The 16,379-nt window shown below is 71.9% G+C and carries 20 protein-coding genes; 11 read left to right on the plus strand and 9 right to left on the minus strand.

Annotated features, from left to right (window positions below; all coding sequences use genetic code 11):
* Positions 1 to 108: 108 nt before the first annotated feature.
* A complete protein-coding gene (locus ACFUJY_RS11105) occupies positions 109 to 1,104 on the minus strand; it encodes an aldo/keto reductase (RefSeq protein ID WP_383297595.1) in 996 nt (331 codons plus the stop codon).
* A gap of 50 nt (positions 1,105 to 1,154) precedes the next feature.
* Positions 1,155 to 2,123 (minus strand): prolyl aminopeptidase, encoded by a 969-nt coding sequence (gene pip, locus ACFUJY_RS11110; protein WP_383297597.1) that lies wholly within the window; start codon positions 2,121 to 2,123, stop codon positions 1,155 to 1,157.
* A 63-nt stretch (positions 2,124 to 2,186) separates the two neighbouring features.
* On the opposite strand from pip, the gene ACFUJY_RS11115 reads away from it, so the two are divergent.
* Complete coding sequence (locus ACFUJY_RS11115; RefSeq protein ID WP_383297599.1) at positions 2,187 to 2,678, plus strand: hypothetical protein; 492 nt, start codon at positions 2,187 to 2,189, stop codon at positions 2,676 to 2,678.
* Between the two features lie 7 nt (positions 2,679 to 2,685).
* Here the strand turns inward: ACFUJY_RS11115 and ACFUJY_RS11120 are convergent, their stop codons facing one another.
* Positions 2,686 to 4,149, minus strand: coding sequence for a collagen-binding domain-containing protein (locus tag ACFUJY_RS11120; protein WP_383297601.1), 1,464 nt, complete (start codon positions 4,147 to 4,149; stop codon positions 2,686 to 2,688).
* Positions 4,150 to 4,335: 186 nt separating this feature from the next.
* Between ACFUJY_RS11120 and ACFUJY_RS11125 the strand changes: the two genes are divergently transcribed.
* From ACFUJY_RS11125 to ACFUJY_RS11135, 3 genes are all read left to right on the plus strand, one after another.
* Positions 4,336 to 5,337, plus strand: a complete 1,002-nt coding sequence (locus ACFUJY_RS11125) for an endonuclease/exonuclease/phosphatase family protein (RefSeq protein WP_383297603.1) — start codon at positions 4,336 to 4,338, stop codon at positions 5,335 to 5,337.
* Between the two features lie 85 nt (positions 5,338 to 5,422).
* On the plus strand, positions 5,423 to 6,118 hold the full coding sequence (locus tag ACFUJY_RS11130) for a VOC family protein (protein ID WP_383297604.1): 696 nt from the start codon (positions 5,423 to 5,425) through the stop codon (positions 6,116 to 6,118).
* Positions 6,115 to 6,504 (plus strand): VOC family protein, encoded by a 390-nt coding sequence (locus tag ACFUJY_RS11135; protein ID WP_383297606.1) that lies wholly within the window; start codon positions 6,115 to 6,117, stop codon positions 6,502 to 6,504. The genes ACFUJY_RS11130 and ACFUJY_RS11135 overlap by 4 nt, the downstream gene beginning before the upstream one ends.
* A gap of 327 nt (positions 6,505 to 6,831) precedes the next feature.
* Here ACFUJY_RS11135 and ACFUJY_RS11140 read toward each other — a convergent pair whose 3' ends face one another.
* Together ACFUJY_RS11140 and ACFUJY_RS11145 are read right to left on the minus strand one after the other, a co-directional pair.
* Positions 6,832 to 7,389, minus strand: coding sequence for a PIN domain-containing protein (locus tag ACFUJY_RS11140; protein ID WP_383297607.1), 558 nt, complete (start codon positions 7,387 to 7,389; stop codon positions 6,832 to 6,834).
* A gap of 3 nt (positions 7,390 to 7,392) precedes the next feature.
* On the minus strand, positions 7,393 to 7,854 hold the full coding sequence (locus ACFUJY_RS11145; protein ID WP_383297609.1) for a helix-turn-helix domain-containing protein: 462 nt from the start codon (positions 7,852 to 7,854) through the stop codon (positions 7,393 to 7,395).
* 201 nt (positions 7,855 to 8,055) lie between these two features.
* Here ACFUJY_RS11145 and ACFUJY_RS11150 point away from each other — a divergent pair, with 201 nt between their 5' ends.
* The gene (locus tag ACFUJY_RS11150; RefSeq protein ID WP_383297611.1) at positions 8,056 to 8,895 is read left to right on the plus strand and encodes a hypothetical protein; all 840 of its coding nucleotides are present in this window, start codon (positions 8,056 to 8,058) and stop codon (positions 8,893 to 8,895) included.
* Between the two features lie 6 nt (positions 8,896 to 8,901).
* Here the strand turns inward: ACFUJY_RS11150 and ACFUJY_RS11155 are convergent, their stop codons facing one another.
* Positions 8,902 to 9,984, minus strand: coding sequence for a saccharopine dehydrogenase NADP-binding domain-containing protein (locus tag ACFUJY_RS11155; RefSeq protein WP_383297613.1), 1,083 nt, complete (start codon positions 9,982 to 9,984; stop codon positions 8,902 to 8,904).
* 94 nt (positions 9,985 to 10,078) lie between these two features.
* Between ACFUJY_RS11155 and ACFUJY_RS11160 the strand changes: the two genes are divergently transcribed.
* Entirely contained in the window at positions 10,079 to 10,642 is a 564-nt protein-coding gene (locus ACFUJY_RS11160; protein ID WP_383297615.1) for a helix-turn-helix domain-containing protein, read from the plus strand.
* Between the two features lie 39 nt (positions 10,643 to 10,681).
* Here the strand turns inward: ACFUJY_RS11160 and catA are convergent, their stop codons facing one another.
* On the minus strand, positions 10,682 to 11,335 hold the full coding sequence (gene catA / locus ACFUJY_RS11165) for a type A chloramphenicol O-acetyltransferase (protein WP_383297617.1): 654 nt from the start codon (positions 11,333 to 11,335) through the stop codon (positions 10,682 to 10,684).
* 95 nt (positions 11,336 to 11,430) lie between these two features.
* Here catA and ACFUJY_RS11170 point away from each other — a divergent pair, with 95 nt between their 5' ends.
* Positions 11,431 to 12,234 carry a carboxymuconolactone decarboxylase family protein gene (locus tag ACFUJY_RS11170; RefSeq protein WP_383297619.1) on the plus strand — a complete coding sequence of 268 codons (804 nt, stop codon included), beginning with the start codon at positions 11,431 to 11,433 and terminating at the stop codon, positions 12,232 to 12,234.
* A 4-nt stretch (positions 12,235 to 12,238) separates the two neighbouring features.
* On the opposite strand, the gene ACFUJY_RS11175 is transcribed toward ACFUJY_RS11170, so the two are convergent.
* Together ACFUJY_RS11175 and ACFUJY_RS11180 are read right to left on the minus strand one after the other, a co-directional pair.
* Positions 12,239 to 12,478, minus strand: a complete 240-nt coding sequence (locus tag ACFUJY_RS11175) for a DUF397 domain-containing protein (protein ID WP_383297621.1) — start codon at positions 12,476 to 12,478, stop codon at positions 12,239 to 12,241.
* A complete protein-coding gene (locus ACFUJY_RS11180; RefSeq protein ID WP_383297623.1) occupies positions 12,475 to 13,287 on the minus strand; it encodes a Scr1 family TA system antitoxin-like transcriptional regulator in 813 nt (270 codons plus the stop codon). Before ACFUJY_RS11180 ends, ACFUJY_RS11175 begins: the two co-directional genes overlap by 4 nt.
* Positions 13,288 to 13,368: 81 nt before the next feature.
* Between ACFUJY_RS11180 and ACFUJY_RS11185 the strand changes: the two genes are divergently transcribed.
* The 4 genes from ACFUJY_RS11185 to ACFUJY_RS11200 all read left to right on the plus strand — a co-directional run bounded on the left by ACFUJY_RS11185 (position 13,369) and on the right by ACFUJY_RS11200 (position 16,309).
* A complete protein-coding gene (locus ACFUJY_RS11185) occupies positions 13,369 to 13,794 on the plus strand; it encodes a hypothetical protein (protein WP_383297625.1) in 426 nt (141 codons plus the stop codon).
* 108 nt (positions 13,795 to 13,902) lie between these two features.
* On the plus strand, positions 13,903 to 14,865 hold the full coding sequence (locus ACFUJY_RS11190; RefSeq protein WP_383297626.1) for a hypothetical protein: 963 nt from the start codon (positions 13,903 to 13,905) through the stop codon (positions 14,863 to 14,865).
* Positions 14,866 to 14,960: 95 nt separating this feature from the next.
* Positions 14,961 to 15,635: a TetR/AcrR family transcriptional regulator gene (locus ACFUJY_RS11195; protein WP_383297628.1), complete on the plus strand. Its 675-nt coding sequence runs from the start codon at positions 14,961 to 14,963 to the stop codon at positions 15,633 to 15,635.
* An 86-nt stretch (positions 15,636 to 15,721) separates the two neighbouring features.
* A complete protein-coding gene (locus tag ACFUJY_RS11200; RefSeq protein WP_383298066.1) occupies positions 15,722 to 16,309 on the plus strand; it encodes a helix-turn-helix domain-containing protein in 588 nt (195 codons plus the stop codon).
* Positions 16,310 to 16,379: the final 70 nt, after the last annotated feature.

Here is a 16,379-nt window from a genome sequence, read left to right on the forward strand (position 1 = left end):
GTCGGGTGGACCCGAAGACCAGAAACCGCATCATGGCGGCCGTGCTCGTACTGATGTTCGCCGTCGTCGCCGTGGCGGCTGCCCTCGGCTAGGCCCTTCCCCCAGGACCTACCAGGCGAAGTTCTCCGGCGACGGGCCCGGGCCGGGGAAGATCTCCTCCAGCGCGTCCAGCACCTCCGCCGACAGCTCCAGCTCCACCGCGCGCAGCGCCGAGTCGAGCTGCTCCCGCGTGCGCGGGCCGGAGATCGGGCCGGTGACCCCGGGCCGCGTCAGCAGCCAGGCGAGGCCCACCTCACCGGGCTCCAGGCCGTGCTTGTCGAGCAGGTCCTCGTACGCCTGCACCTGCGCCCGCACCTTCGGGTCGGCCAGGGCGTCGGCGGAGCGGCCGGAGGTGGAGCGGGCGCCGCCGCCCTCGCGCTCCTTGCGGAGGGCGCCGCCGAGCAGGCCGCCGTGCAGCGGCGACCACGGGATGACGCCGAGGCCGTACTCCTGGGAGGCCGGGATGACCTCCATCTCGGCGCCGCGCTCCATCAGGTTGTAGATGCACTGCTCGCTGACCAGGCCGTAGCTGCCGCGCTGCCGGGCGCGCTCGTTGGCCTGGGCGATCTTGTAGCCGGAGAAGTTCGAGGAACCGGCGTACAGGATCTTGCCCTGCTGGATCAGTACGTCGATGGCCTGCCAGATCTCGTCGATCGGGGTGTCCCGGTCGACGTGGTGGAACTGGTACAGGTCGATGTGGTCCGTCTGGAGCCGCTTCAGGCTGGCGTCGACGGCCCGGCGGATGTTGACGGCCGACAGCTTGTCGTGGTTCGGCCACGCCTCGCCGTCGGCGCCCATGTTGCCGTAGACCTTGGTGGCGAGCACGACCTTGTCGCGGCGGTCGCCGCCCTTGGCGAACCAGGTGCCGAGGATCTCCTCGGTGCGGCCCTTGTTCTCGCCCCAGCCGTAGACGTTCGCGGTGTCGAAGAAGTTGACGCCCGCCTCCAGCGCGGCGTCCATGAGGTCGTGACTGTCGCTCTCGTTGGTCTGGGGGCCGAAGTTCATCGTCCCCAGGACGAGGCGGCTTACCTTGAGTCCGGTGCGTCCGAGCTGCGTGTACTTCATGGGCCCCAAGCCAACTCCTTCGAGCGCGCTCGAAGCAAGCGCGCGTTTCGCTACGCCCCCGCGAACCGGTCCAGTGCCGCGAGGATCGCCCGGCTCGTCGCCGCCCCGCCCAGGTGCCCCGCGTCCTCGATCACCGTCAGTTCCGCGTCCGGCCACGCCTTGGCCAGCTCCCACGCCGTGCCGAGCGGTCCGCCCATGTCCTGCCGCCCGTGGATCAGCACCCCGGGAATCCCGGCCAGCCGCCCCGCGTCCCGGATCAGCCGCCCCTCCTCCAGCCAGGCGCCGTGCGAGAAGTAGTGCGAGCAGATCCGCACCAGCGCCTCCCGTGCCCGGCCGGGCCGCCCGCTGTACGGGGGAGGTCCCGCGTACGTCTCGCCCGAGAGCACCGCGTCCTCCCAGGCGCACCATGCCGCCGTCGCCGCAGCCCGCACCGCCGGGTCGGGGTCCACGGTGCGCCGGGCGTACGCGGCGAGCACGTCCGGGGTCGCGTCGCTCGCGGCCTCCGGGACGTGGGCCCGGAAGCGGTCCCACGCCTCCGGCTGGAAGAGCCCGGCGCCCCGGTACAGCCAGTCGATCTCGGAGCGCCGGGTCGTGGTCACCGCCGGGATCACGATCTCGCTCACCCGCTCCGGGTGCCGCTGGGCGTACGCCAGGATCAGGGTGGACCCCCAGGAACCCCCGTACAGCAGCCAGCGGCCGATCCCGAGGTGTGCGCGGAGGCGTTCCATGTCGGCGACCAGATGGTCCGTGGTGTTGTGCCGCAGGTCGACGGCCGGGTCGCTCGCGTGCGGCGTGGAGCGGCCGCAGTTGCGCTGGTCGAAGAGGACGACGCGGTAGCGCTCCGGGTCGAAGAACCGCCGGGGCCGGTCGGTGCAGCCGGAGCCGGGGCCGCCGTGGACGACGAGGGCGGGCTTCCCGGCGGGGTTGCCGCAGACCTCCCAGTAGACGTGGTTGCCGTCGCCGACGTCGAGCAGGCCGTGGTCGTGGGGTTCGATCGGGGGGTACCTGTCGTCGGACATGACGCTGCGTCTCCCTGGGTCGGCGGCGTACACCTTAGGCATACGCGGTCGTAGCCTGGGCGCGTGAACGCGACTCCCGAGGTACTCGCCGTGCTGGACGACCTGCTCGCCGCCGCATCCCCCGACGACCGGGGCGCCCTGTGGCAGCTCGACCGGCGGGGGAGGGAGCTGGACGCGAACCTCGTGCGGCTGCCGCCGGGTGCGGAGGTCGGGGAGCACCAGGAGGACGTGCTCGACGTCCTCCTGGTGGTCCTGGCGGGCAGCGGCCGGCTGGTCCCGGGCGACGGCGCGGAGCCCCTGGCCCTGACGCCGACGACGGCGACCTGGCTGCCCCGCACCTCGCGCCGCTCCCTGACGGCGGGCCCGGACGGCCTCGCCTACCTGACGGTCCACCGCCGCCGCCCCGGCCTGACGCTGAAGCCGACGGTGTACGCGCAGGAGGGCGGCGAGGCGCCCTGCGCGCTGGACCGGGTGTGCCCGGAGTGCGGGCGGATGTCCCCGGAGTCGGCCCCGGTGTTCTGCAGCGTGTGCGGGGAGCGCTTCCCGGGGCGGTGAGGCCGCGTCAGTGCTTCGGCCTGCGCCTGCGGCCCAGCAGGAAGATCCCGGCCGTGGCCAGGGCGAAGGCACCGGCCACCGCGTAGAGGGTGGTGGACGTGCCGGTGTCGGCGAGCCAGCCGCCGTGCGGCGGCCGGTGGTGGTGTCCGCCGTCGTGGCCCGGGTGTGCCGTGGGGTGGCTGTGCGTCGGGTGCGGACCGGGGGCGGTGTCCGTGGGGGAGGGAGTGGGGGTGGGGCTTTCCGTGGAGCCCGTCGGGGTGGGGGTGGGGCTCTCCGTGCCGCCCGTCGGGGTGGGGGTAGGGCTTTCCGTGGAGCCCGTGGGGGACGGGGTGGGCGTCGGGCTTTCCGTGGAGCCCGTCGGACTCGGGGACGGGGAGGGGCCCGTGCCGTCGCAGTCGATGTCGGTGGCGAACGGGAACTCGTGGATCTCGCCCGCGTTCACCGAGGTGCCGTCGTCGTTGAGCGGCCCGGCCGTCAGCTCCCGTACGACGATCGAGCCCTCGATGTTGGAGGCGTCGAGGTCCGTGAGGTGGGCGCGGGGCGCGTAGACCGTGCCCTCCAGCGAGTCCCCGTCGGCGATCGTGATGTCGGTGGCGTCGGGGAAGTTCCACAGCATGTACGGGGCCTGGTCGCCGGAGACGCCCGCGAGGTTCGGGATGTGCCAGACGAACGTCCCGTCCGTGCCGGTCGTGTCGACGTCGACCACGAACGGCGTAGCCGCGTCCGGCTGGTTGTCGAAAGTGATCTCGGACAGGTTGTTCAGCTGCTCGCCGGTCAGCCGGAGCACGTTCGTCTCGCCCTCGGTGAGGGTGATGTGCGCGCTCGTGCCGGCGGGGAAGCCCGTCTGGTCGGGCAGCGGGGTGCCGGAGGCGTCGCGCAGGACGACGTTGGTCTCGCAGGTGTCGATGGCGTCCGAGCGGTCGCGGAAGTCCGCGAAGAGCGCGTCCAGGTCGGGCAGCCCCGTGGTGTCGGTGACGGACGCCACCGGCTGGCGCACCGTCTGCTGGACCCGGGGCGTGGACTCGTAGGCGGCGCCCTCGGCGACGACGCGGGTGTTGACCTCCGCGTTGTTGTCGTCCAGGTTGCGGACGGAGGAGCCGGTGGGGTCGCCGACCTTCACATAGCCGTCGTTGAGGACCTGGAGCACGCCCTGCGGCGAACTGGCTGCATGATCGATTCTGCCGCCGACGAGCAGGGCGGTCGGGTGGTCGTCGCCGGGCGCGGTGAACGTGCCGGGGGTGTGCAGCGCGACGTTGTATCCCGGTCCGTAGGTGAGGTTCCCGCCGATGGCCACCGACCCCTCGGTCTCCGTGCTGCCCAGGACGGCGTCGTCCTGGACGAGCACCCCGAAGCCGTTGTCCCCGGCCAGCGGATTGCCGGAGTAGTCGGCCGCCGCTGGGGCGGTGGCGGCGGTGGCGGCGGCCAGGCACAGGAGGCAGGCCGTCGTGGCGAAGGCAGCGGTGCGTTTCATGCCCGGGAACGTAAGCCCGTGCGCCCGGCGGCTCCGGGGCGGCGAGGCCGTGAGCCACCCGCACGCCCGCCGATGTCCCCCCACTGGCGGCCACCCGGGCGGACGCCGGTCCGCCGCGGGCCGGGGAACCGGGCGCGTCCGGAATCCCGTCCTGAGGGGCGAGGACAGGAGGGCGGACGGCAGCTCATGGTGAAGCGGATGTTCAGCGGTGCGGTTGCGGCGGGGCGGGCCGTCGTCCCGGGGCGGACCCGGAGCCGTCCGGACCGGTGGCGGCACGGCAGGGTCCGGGCCGCCCTCGCCGCCCTGACCGCGCTCCTGCTCGTCGCCCCCGGCGTCGTGCCCAACACCCCCGGCCGGCTCGGCAGCCTCCTGGAGGCGTTCCTCCCCTGGCTCGGCCTCGCCGTCGTCCCCCTGCTCACCCTCGCCGTACTGCGCCGGTCGGTGCTCGGGGCGGTGGCGGTGGTGCTGCCGGTGGCGGCCTGGGCGTACGCGTTCGGCGGGCTGCTGCTCCCGGCGGCGGACCCGGGCCCGGGTGACCTCGTCGTGGTGCAGCACAACGTCAGCGACGTGAACGAGGACCCGGCGGGCACGGCCCGCGCGCTGGCGGCCCGGGGCGCCGACCTGATCGCGCTGGAGGAACTGGTCGCGGAGGCGTTGCCGGCGTACGAGCGGGAGCTGGCGGCGGCGTACCCGTTCCACGAGGTCCGGGGCACGGTCGGGATCTGGTCGGTCCACCCGCTCACCGGCACCCGGGCGGTGGACATCAAGCCGGAGTCCGTCGCGGAGCCGTGGAGCCGGGGCCTGCGCACGGTGACCCGCACCCCGCACGGCGAGGTCGCGGTGTACGTGGCGCACCTGCCGTCCTTCCGGCTCGGCGCGGGCGGCCTCGGCACCGCCCGCCGCGACGAGAGCGCCCGGCTGCTGGGCAGGGCGCTGGACGCGGAGACCACGGGCCCGGTGATCCTGCTGGGCGACCTCAACGCCACGGTGGACGACCGGGGGATCGCCCCCCTGACGTCCGGGCTGAACGTCTCGGAGCGCGGGTTCGCGTTCAGCTTCCCGGCGTCCTTCCCGCTGGCCAGGATCGACCAGGTGCTGGCGAGGGAGGCGACGGTGGGCCGGGTCCGGACGCTTCCGGCGACGGGCAGCGACCACCTGCCGGTGACGGCGCGGGTCACGCTGGACTGAGGAGCGCCGAAAACGGGAGGCGCCCCCCGCACCCCGTACCTAGGATGCGCGGGCGGCACGCCAACGGATCGGAGAAGTACGGCCCATGACGCCCCATCTTTCAGCGATAGGCTTCCACGCGACCGACCCGCCCGCCCTGGCCCGCTTCTGGGCCGGGCTCCTGGGCTGGGAGCCGTCCGGCGACGGCACGGCCGTCGTTCCCCCGGACGGGGAGGGTTACGCGCTCCGCTTCACGGCGAGCGAGGTGCCCAAGACCCGGCAGAACCAGGCGCACTTCGACCTGACGAGCGCGACTCCGGAGGCCCAGCGGGAGACGGTGGCCCGCGCGCTGGAACTCGGCGCCCGGCACATCGACATCGGCCAGAGCCCGGAGGAGAGCCACATCGTCCTCGCCGACCCGGACGGCAACGAGTTCTGCGTGATCGCGGCCGGCAACAAGTTCCTCGCGGACACCGGGGTGATCGGCGCCGTCTCCTGCGACGGCACCCAGGCGGTCGGCTACTTCTGGAGCGAGGCCCTGGGCTGGCCGCTGGTCTGGGACCAGGACGAGGAGACGGCCGTCCAGTCCCCGGAGGGCGGCACGAAGCTCACCTGGGGCGGCCCGCCGGTCCGCGAGAAGACGGACGTGAACCGCCTGTACTTCGAGCTGGCGCTCCCGCCGGACGCGGACGAGGAGACGGAGACCGCCCGCCTCGTCGGGCTGGGCGCGCGGCCCGGACCGGGCGGGGTGCTCCTGGACCCGGACGGCAATGAGTTCACGCTACGGAAGGCCGCGGAATGACCAGCCGGTTCACCGAGTTGAGCATCGACTGCCACGACCCGGAGCGCCTCGCCGCGTTCTGGTGCGAGGTTCTGGGCTTCACGGTGATCGACCGCACGGAGGGCCAGGTCGAGATCGGCTCCTGGGAGCCCGCGGTGGAGGAGGTCCGGGCCCGCCAGATGCCGCCGACAGTGGTGTTCCTCAGGGTCCCGGAGGCCAAGGCGGTCAAGAACCGCCTCCACCTCGACGTGAGCCCCATCGACTGCTCCACGGAGGCGGAGGTGGCCCGGCTCCTGGCTCTGGGCGCCACCCGCACGGACGTGGGCCAGGGTGAGGGCCGCAGCTGGGTGGTCATGGCGGACCCGGAGGGCAACGAGTTCTGCGTACTGCGCACGCTGGCGCCGTAGCAACGCGCCCGGGGGGCGTCGCGCGCGTCACGCCTCCCGGCGCGCCGCCCGCCGCGCCCGCAGTTCGCCCGCCCGCAGCCCCGCCTGGAAGCGGGACGCCGCCTGCAGGGTGACCATCAGGTCGGCCACGCGGCGGCGGTACGTACGGAGGGAGAGGCCGAGGAGGCGGGCGGCCGAGTCGTCGGTCCGACGGCCACGCAGGTACAGCTCGCCCGCCTCCTCGCGGAATCCCCCGCCATGCTCGCCATCCCGGGCACGGGGACCTCACGCACCTGGAGGAGAACATGGCGGCGGCGGACCTGGCGGAGCTGCGGGGCTGATACGGGGTCAGGCGAGTGCGCGCAGGGCGGCCGCGGAGGAAACGAGGCGATTTCTGTCGAGGCCTTCGATCACATCGGCGACCGTGCCCGGCGGATTCTTCCAACTGTCGGCGATACGTTGGATCTCCCCGTACACGATCTCCGGCGCCAGGTCGATCTGCGCTTCGAGGAACGCGTCCGGGTGGACGGCTTCGACGTCCCAAGGCGCCAAGGCATCCCCAGGGAAATCTTTCAGGTTGAACGTCACGATCACCTGGGCTTTGGCGCGGATCGCCGCAGCCAGGACGTGCCGGTCGTCCTTGTCCGGCAGCTCCAGTACGTCGATGAGCGGCTCGTACCCCTTGACGAGGCAGTCCCGTACGGCCGCCTTCATCAGCCGTCGCGTACGGTCGAGGGCTTCGTGGGGCAGGTCCGGCCGGTTGGCCCGCACGTTGCGAAACGTCTCGTCGAGAATGCTCTCCGTCCACTTCGCCTGCACCAGGCCGGCCCCGGCGACGCGGATGAGGACATCGCGGAGGACGTTGGGATAGAGCACATTCGCGTCGTAAACGGCGACGAAGGGCATCGACTACATCATTCCCATCTCCTGGCCGAGCCGCGTGAGCTCGTCCGCCGCCTCGCGACGGCGCCGGTCGTCGGCCTGCTTGTACTCCATGAGCGACGAAGCGGTGATCCTGCGGTGTGTTCCGACCATGCGGCACTCGATTTCGCCCGCATCCAGGAGGCCGATGAGGAAGGGGCGGGACACATTGAGGATGTCTGCCGCCTGCTGGGTGGTGAGCTCAGCGGTGCTGGGGACGATGGAGACGCCTCGGCCCGCCCCCAGGTGAGCGAGGAGACCGGCGAGCAGCTCGACGGCCTCACGAGGCAGGGTGAGGGGCTCGCGCTCGTCGTCGTCGAGAGGCTTGACGGCGATCTGTCCGAGGTCGGGGTGTTCGGTGAGGTAGCCGCGGACGCGAGTGAGGGCCCGGTTCGCCGCGGCGGTCTTCTCGGGCGGGAGCTTCACGGGCCTGAGGTCTGTCTTCGTCACGGTGCGCCCCTAGGTTTGCGTGGCGGGTGGGCGTCGTCTCTCGGCGGTGGCTCCAGTATCCGCAATATTCGCAGTATCCGCAACAAACGAAGCGGGCGCTGCGTGGGACGACGGCTCCGGTCGGCCGGATCTGTTCACTCGAAAGAGGGTGTCTCGACCGGTGGCCGGCCTCTGGGGGAGAGTGGGGGAGAGGGGGTCGCCATGCGGGAGAAGTGGGGCGGGGCCGTTCGGTGGCTGGCGCCGGTTGTGGTGCTGGTCGAAGTGGGGCTCGTCTGGGGCGGGGTCTTCGGGGTCGGCGAGGCCGTCGTCGTGGGTCTTGCCGTCGAGGGGGTGCTCGGCGGGGTCGTGCTGGTCGAGGTCGTCCTGGCCGGGCGGGCCTACCGGGCGTCCCGGCGCGAGGGGGCCGACGGGCAGGCCGCGTTGGAGCGGTCTCTGAGGGCCGTGCTGCCCGGGCCTCTCGCCAAGGTCGTCGGGATGGAGTTCGGGCTGTTCCGGGCGCTGTGGCGCTGGGTGCGGCGGAAGCCGGACGTGCCCGACGGGTGCGCGGTCCTGGCGTACGGGGGTGAGATCAGGCCCATCATGTGGGTGATGGTCTTCCTCGCGCCCCTGGAGATCGCGCTCGCCGAATTCCTCGTGCCCTGGACCCCCGTGCGCATCGCCCTCCTCGTCCTGTCCGCGTACGGCGTGCTCTGGCTCATCGGGTTCGTCGCCGCCCTGTCCGTCCGGCCGCACGTCGTCGGGGGCGGCCGGCTCGTCCTCCGCTTCGCGCACTTCGTGCAGGTCGCCGTCCCCCTGGACCTCATCGAGTCCGTCCGCACCAGTCGCCACAGCGGTTACCGCAGGGCCGTCCAGATCGACGACGGCGTGCTCGCGATGCCCGTCGGCGACTCCACCTCCCTCAGCGTCCTCCTGCGCGAGCCGTACCCCGTCGCGCCCAAGCCCGGGCAGCCGCCGCAGGACGTCCGCGAGGTGCGGTTCGCCGTGGACGACCCCCGGGAGGCGGTACGCGTCCTCAACGCGACGGCCCCGGACGCGGCGTAGGGCCTTTCAGACACGGGCGTCGTCCACGAATTCCGCTCCGGCCGCGAGGGCCAGGCCGGGGCCGAGGGCGGCGGCCGGGGTGTGGGCGCCGGGGCGGCCCTTGCCCGCCGCGAGGCCGAGCGCGGTCCGCGCGGCCACGGCGGAGGTGAAGTCCATGGCGTCGCCCGCCCGCAGCCAGCCTTCGCGGACGGTTCCGTCGGGCCAGGTGATGACGGCGTGGCCCCAGGTGTGGGGGCGCGGGCGCGGAGCCGCCTTGGCCTTCATCCCGGCCATCCGGCCGATCGCGAAGGTCCGCACGGCGCGGACGCGCAGGACCGCCGACACCAGCGGCAGCACCGCCCGGACGGCGAACGAGGCGGGGACGAGACCGGAGGTCGCCGATGCCGAGGGGGCCCCACTCACCCGTTGCGCGGCGACGAGCTCGCCGGACGGGACGCCGACCGATGAGACGCGCTCCCCGTCCGGCAGGGTCAGGTGACGGACCTCCCCGCCGAGGCGGGTCCTGACCAGCCGGCCGCCCTCGTAACGGCGCCCGCCCATCGCGAAGCCGTCCACGACGCTGGTGGCCAGGGCGGTCCCCAGCTCCCCCTCCTCGACGGCGACCGAGGCGATGGCGTCCACCCGGACGTGGCTGGGTACGGGCCGGTTCTCGCACATGCGGGCCACGATCGCCTCGGTTCCGGCGACGCCGAATCCCGCACCGGTCACCAGGGTGCTTCCGGCGGCGGCGGCCTCGTCGTGCAGGGCGAACAGGCGGTGGAAGGCGGTCGGGTCGTTGGCCTGGTCGAGATAGTGCCCGCCCGGCATGCAGGCGCGGGCCAGCGCGACGGCGCTCGCGGCATAGTCGCCGATCGTGTTGACGACGACGGCGGGCCGCTGCCGGGAGATCTCGGCCGCCATGGCGTCCACCCCCGATGCGACGACGGTCTTCGCGCCGGCGTCGAGCCCGAGGCCCGCGGCGGCCTCGCGCAGCCGGCCGGCATCGCGTCCGACCAGCACCGGGACGGACCCGCCTGCCAGGATCTGCGCCGCGACGGCCCGGCCGACCCGCCCGGTGGCTCCCAGAATCCATATCTCGTTCCGTGCCATAGCGCTTACGCCTCCGCAGGTGATGTCTCACTGTGTCATCACTACGCTAGCACTGATGTCACAGTGAGACATCCCGAAGAGCTAGGATGCGGGCATGGCACGTTGGGACGCTGGAGCACCGGGACGCCTGCGCGAGGCGGCGCTCGATCTCTTCGGCGAGCGCGGCTACGACGCCGTGACGGTGACGGAGATCGCGGAACGGGCGGGGCTGACCCGCCGGACCTTCCACCGCTACTTCCCGGACAAGCGGGAGATTCTCTTCGCCGGCTCCGAGCGCCTTCCGCCCGCCGTGGCCGACGCCGTCCTCGCCGCGGACGCCGGACTCACGCCTCTGCGGGCCGCGCTGTCGGCCCTCCGCGAGGTCGGCACGGAGGCCAGTGCCGTCGTCACCGACTCCGGACGGCGCAGAGCCATCATCCAGTCCAGCGCGGAGTTGCTGGAACGCGAGCGCAGCAAGTCGGCCGAGGTCACCGCCGCCCTCCGAGGGGCCCTGGAACGGCGCGGGGCCCAGCCGGCCGAGGCGCGCGTGGCCGCACGGGTGACCTCGATCGTCTCCGAGGAGGCGTTCGGCCGCTGGATCGACGGCGAGGGCCCGTTCCCCGCCTGCTTCGACGCCGCCGAGGCCGCGCTTCGGGCGGTGCTGGCCGAAGGCGCCTGAGGGCCGCTCTCCGGGCCCCCACGCGCTACGCCCTCGGCTCTACACCCACCCCGTCGCGTCCGCCATCAGCGCCTCCACCTCGTCGACCAGGCGCGCCGTGTGGAAGCCGTCCGCCGCCGCGTGGTGCACCTGGACGGCGAGCGGGAGCAGGACGCGGTCGCCCCGCGACACGTACCGGCCCAGCGTGAAGATCGGCGCCAAGTGGTCGTAGCCGTCACGGATGTTCAGGTTGAAGCCCGTGAAGGCGCGCCACGGCAGGCTCGACACGTCGAAGGCGTTCGGCGGGGGCGCGCCCTGCGGGAAGAACTCCGTCGCCCCCGCGTGCTCCGCCAGCAGCGGCGCCGCCGCGTCGTGGAACGTCCCGAAGTCCGCGTCGTACGCCGCCCATACGCACGCGAACGTCTCCCGCTCCGCGTTGAACACCGTGAACGCCGGGTGCACCACCGGCCACACCGCCGGGTCCCCCGACTCCGTCAGGCACAGCCGGAACTCCTCGTGCCGGTTCACCACCGTCGCCAGCGCCCACACCTGCGCCACGTACGACTTGCGCGGCGAGCGCCGCAGCGCGGCGGTGAACTCCGTGACGTCCACCTCCACCGTCATCGCGTACGTGCACGGCACGCGGCGCCGGTAGTGTGCGAAGTGCTCCCGGCGCGGCCAGGTGTCCAGGTCGAGGGGGGTCGGCGCGTCCATCCGGGCATCATCGCAGTCACCGGCGGGTCCACTCGAAGGGTTTTCCCGGCGCCCGCTTGCCTTGGAGCGCACTCCAACTCCTACCGTGTCCCCGCATGACCAGTGAACAGCGCAACGACCGGTACGAGCGTGGTTACGCGGCCCTCAGCGAGGTCGCGAACGGCGCCCAGGACGCCGTCATCGACGGCCTCGCCGACATCGCCCCGCACATGGGCCGGTACATCGTGGAGTTCGGCTTCGGCGACATCTACACCCGTCCCGGACTCACCCGCCGCCAGCGCCAGTTGAGCACCGTCGCCGCCCTCGCCGCGATGGGCAACGCCGCGCCCCAGCTCCGCTTCCACATCGGCGGCGCGCTCAATGTCGGCTGCACGCGCCAGGAGATCGTGGAAGTCCTCATCCACGTCTGCGTCTACGCCGGTTTCCCGGCCGCGCTCAACGGCCTCACCGCCGCCCGCGAGGTCTTCGAGTCCCGCCCCGACGAGGCCGCGCCCGTCCCCGCCGACTCCTCAGCCGACCAGGGCGGCGACCGCTTCGAACGCGGCCGGCAGGCCCTCGCCGACATCGACGGGCACGCCGGGCAGCAGGTCATCGACTCCCTCAAGGACATCGCGCCCGACCTCGCCCGCTACCTGCTGGAGTTCGCGTTCGGCGACGTGTACGCGCGTACGGGCCTCGACCTCCCGACCCGCGAGCTCGTCACGGTGGCCCTGTGCACCGCCCTCGGCACGGTCGGCCCGCAGCTCCGCGTACACCTCCACGGCCTGCTCAACGTGGGCGGCACGCGGGAGGAGGCCGTGGAGATCATCACGCAGATGGCCGGTTACGCCGGTTTCCCGGCCGCGCTCAACGGCCTCACAGCCGCGCGTGAGGTGTTCGCGGAGCGGGATGCGGTGTAGTGCCTTACGCGGCGGTGTGGCGGATGAACGTGTCCCAGGCGCCGGGGGAGACGGCGAGCGCGGGGACGGTGGTGTCCTTGGAGTCGCGGACGTGGACGGTGTGGGGGCAGGTGGCGACCTCTACGCAGTCGCCGCCGTTCGGGCCGCTGTAGCTGGACTTGGACCAGGAGAGGGCGACCTCGATGCAGTTGCCACCGCCTTCGCCGCTGTAGCTGCTCTTGAACCACCTGAGGTCAGTACTCATAGTCCTTCTATCGTTCGCTTGATCCACTCGCGCGACTCTTCAAGTCCGTAAGCTTCGGACCGCAGCCTCCCATATTTGGCGAACAGGTCTCCCAGGTGGGGTTGTTCACTGACGAGGAAGTTGCGGTCCTGTACCTCCAGATACGCCAGCCGCCGCCGATCGTCGGTCTCCAGGAGGACGAAGGAACCACTTAGACCCGAGTGGGTCTCCCGTTGAGGGGACATCACCTGGAGCTGCACATGTCGTAACTGGCTGATCTCGAGAATGTGCTGCAACTGGGCCCTGTGCACATCGCGCCCACCGATGGGACGCAGGAGCGCGCTGGGTTCGAGAACGAAGCTGATATCCGGAAGCGGCCTGCGTGTCAGCAGCGCTTGCCGCGCCACGCGCCCGGCCACCAGTCTCTCGATCGCTTCGTCGTCCAGGGGCGGGCATGCTTGGCTGAACACAGCGCGTGCGTGCGCCTCGGTCTGCAGTAGTCCAGGTACCACGTGGCACTCGTACTCGTAGCGCGCTACGGCCTTGGCTTCCTCGTCGGCGAACGGTTCGAACCAGGTCGCCACGCTGCTGAACTTCAACTTGAGTGCCGCAGCGATCAGCGCACCGCTCGCCCCCGTCGCCGAGTCCGCCTTCGAGACGAAGTCCCCCTTCGGCGGCCTTTGCCCCCGCTCCACCATCGCCACCTGCGACTTGGAGAAGCCGACCTTGAACCCCAGCGCTTCCTGGGACAGCGCGGCCATCTCGCGGTAGTGCCGTAACAGTGTCCCGAACATCGCAGCGGTGCCGTCGCCGGTACTACTGGAGTGCACAGCCCCACCTCCAAGTGCACAGCAGTGCACAGACGCCTTGTGTCCCTGGTCACGTTAAGTGCGGACGCCGACGCTTACCGTATGGAACCGAAAAATTCACCGAACTCGGCCCCCTGCTGGATTCCCGCCAGCGGCCACGCCCTGCGGCACGCGGGCATCCACTTCGACGCGGTCCGGATCTCCGGCGTGCTGGGCGAGCAAGTCTCGTACGAGATCATGCAGTTCACGGACTTCCAGGCCGGTCCGATCATCCGCTCCTGGATCGGGATGCGGAGCATGTACTTCCTGGTGGAGCCCGGCACGGCGCGTGCGTACCGCTGGCCGGCGGGCGTGGACGCGCTCGTGCGGAAGGGCTCGGACTTCGTCGGGGTGCCCGCGCTGCGCGGGCTGACGTACCCGCTGGACTGGCGTTCCGAGCCGACCGCCGATGATCCGTTCGTGGAAACGGCACTTCTGTTCGAGCTGCTGACCAAGGTGGTGGCAGACGGAATTTCTGCTGTACGGTGATCGCGTCGTTACGCTCCGTGCGCGCCGCGCACGGGGCGGCCCTCGGCGGTGCTCCCAACACCTGGTCCGAGGGCCTTCACCCACAGATGGATCAGAGGTCCACCGAAGATGCTTTGGCATGCTATCTCGCCGTCCCGCGCCTATGTGAAGGCCACGCACGATGTCGTACGTCATCCGAATCTGAGCAGCGATGCAAAGCTTCTGATCATGTATGTGCAGGGATTGCCCGAGTCCCGCGCGAGCGAAGCGCTGAGCGATCACGCGAAGAGGCTCGGCATCAAGGGCCGGGCGTACCAGAAGGCCAAGGGCCAGCTGAAGGCAGCCGGTTACGTCCATGAGTGGCGGTGGCAGGGACAGGGCGGGCTGTGGATGACGGATCAGCTGTTCTCCAACGTGCCGCTCACGGACGAGGAGGCGCGGGCGCTCAGGGTGGCGAACGCGCAGGCCAAACCGACTGATCGGCCACGGGCGGGCGGTCAAGCGGGCACTCGGTCGGTCGGCGCTTCCCAACCAGAGGTTGTGGAAGAACGTGAGAAGAACACTCCCCACCCACCCACCGAAGCGCCTGCGGCCGAAGCGCCTGTGGCCGAAGCGGCCGGGCCGGTCACGGCGACCGACGCGGAAGTCGCCCAGGCCGAGCGCGTGTTGCTCTCGCTGCGGCACGCGAACCCGCAACTGCACCTCGGCGTACGCGAGGCGCGCGGCCTGTCCGGGATGGCGGCGGACTGGCTGCGGCGGGGCGTGAAGGCGGCGGATCTGCGGCAGGCGCTGGTGAACGCCCTCCCGGCGGAAGGCGTACGGTCGGCCTACGGCTTCGTACGCCACCGCCTCGTACACAAGCTGCCGGAGGTACCCGCGCCGATCGCGCCGGTGGCGACGGTCAGGCCGCATGTGACGTGCGAGGGGGACGGGCCGGAGCACGTGTTCCGGCCCCGGGCGGACGAGACGTTGTGCGGCCCGTGCGGCCGGCAGGCGGCCGAGGAGGCGCACTTCGCGAAGTGGCCGCCACGGCGGCAGCCCTGGCGGGAACGGGTCGCGACGATCCTGGAAACGGACGCCGCAGCGTACTGAGGCGCACGTCCGTTCGTGGTGTGGCGGTCTTTGCCGTGGATGCGGCGAGGCGAGGACAGTGGTGGCCGGGGGCCGGTACGGACTGAGGAGGACCCGTGGTGGATACCGTGGTGGAGCTTTGGGACGGCGTACGAGCGGTGCGCGACCCCGCGCGGGTGCGTGCGCAACTCATGGCGGCCGGGCGGATGTTGTTCGCGGTGTACGGCTACGCGCACACGTCCGTCGAGGACCTGTGCGCGGAGGCGCAGGTGGAGGTGCGGGATTTCCACCGCGAGTTCGCCTCGCGCGAGGCGCTGCTCACCGACCTGTACGACGAGGTCGCGATGGCGGGGATGCAGGCCGCGCAGGCGGAGCTGGCGGCGGAGGGCATGGAGACCTGCCCGACCGAGGAGCGCGTCCGCAGGCTCTTCGACGCGTATGTCCGGGCCGTCACGGGAGACCCGCAGGCGGCGAGGGTCGCCTTCGTGGAGGTGCTGGGCGTGAGCCCGGCGATGGACGAACACCTCACGATGTGGCGCTCGGTGTGGGTGGAGTTCCTGACGGCCGAGTCCGAGCGGGCCCGGACGCGGGGGCACGGGGTGGACGGCGATCTCGCGGTGGTGGTGAAGGTGCTGACGCGGTCGGTGGACGAGCTGCTCGCCCACCACGGGCGGAGGCCGCGCCAGGTGCCGCCGTCGTGGCTGACCAGTGAGTTCACGCGGTTGTCGATGGCGATGATCGGCCCGGCCGAGCCGGGTGCCCCGGGAGCCGCCGGAGGCGCTTCCGTTTGACAAGGTGCGTTGCCGGGTCGGCAAATGGAGCCATGGCAGCGAAGGAGCACCCCAGCAGCGACGGCCCCATGGGCGGCGACGGCCCCATGGGCGACGACGACCTGGCCGCCGTCCTGACCGGCGTCGGCCCCCGCCTGCGGGCCCTGCGCACCGAGCGCGGGACGACGCTGACGCAGCTGAGCGAGACCACGGGCATCTCGCTCAGCACCCTCTCCCGCCTGGAATCGGGCGGCCGCAAACCGACCCTGGAGCTGCTGCTCCCCCTGGCGAAGGCGTACGGCGTCCAGCTGGACGAACTCGTCGGCGCGCCGGACACGGGCGATCCCCGTGTGACCTTCCGCCCCTTCAAACGCCACGGGATGACCTTCGTCCCGCTCACCCGGCATCTGGGCGGCGTCAACGCGTACAAGCAGGTGATGCCGGGCGCGACGGGCCCGGCCGGCCCGGTCGAGCAACGGGTCCACGAGGGCTACGAGTGGCTGTACGTCCTCTCGGGCCGCCTCCGCCTGGTCCTGGGCGACCACGACCTGGTCCTCACGGCGGGCGAGGCGGCCGAGTTCGACACCCACACGCCGCACTGGTGGGGGGCGGCCGGACCGGAACCGGTGGAGTTCCTGAGCCTGTTCGGACCGCAGGGGGAGCGGATGCACGTACGGGCGAAGCCGTCGAAGTGAGGGGGCGCGGCGACCCCGCGCCCCCAAGGTGGTGAAAGTGGTACGTTATCGAGTACCACTTGGAGGAAGG

The organism is Streptomyces sp. NPDC057249, assembly GCF_042669245.1.
Classification (GTDB): domain Bacteria; phylum Actinomycetota; class Actinomycetes; order Streptomycetales; family Streptomycetaceae; genus Streptomyces.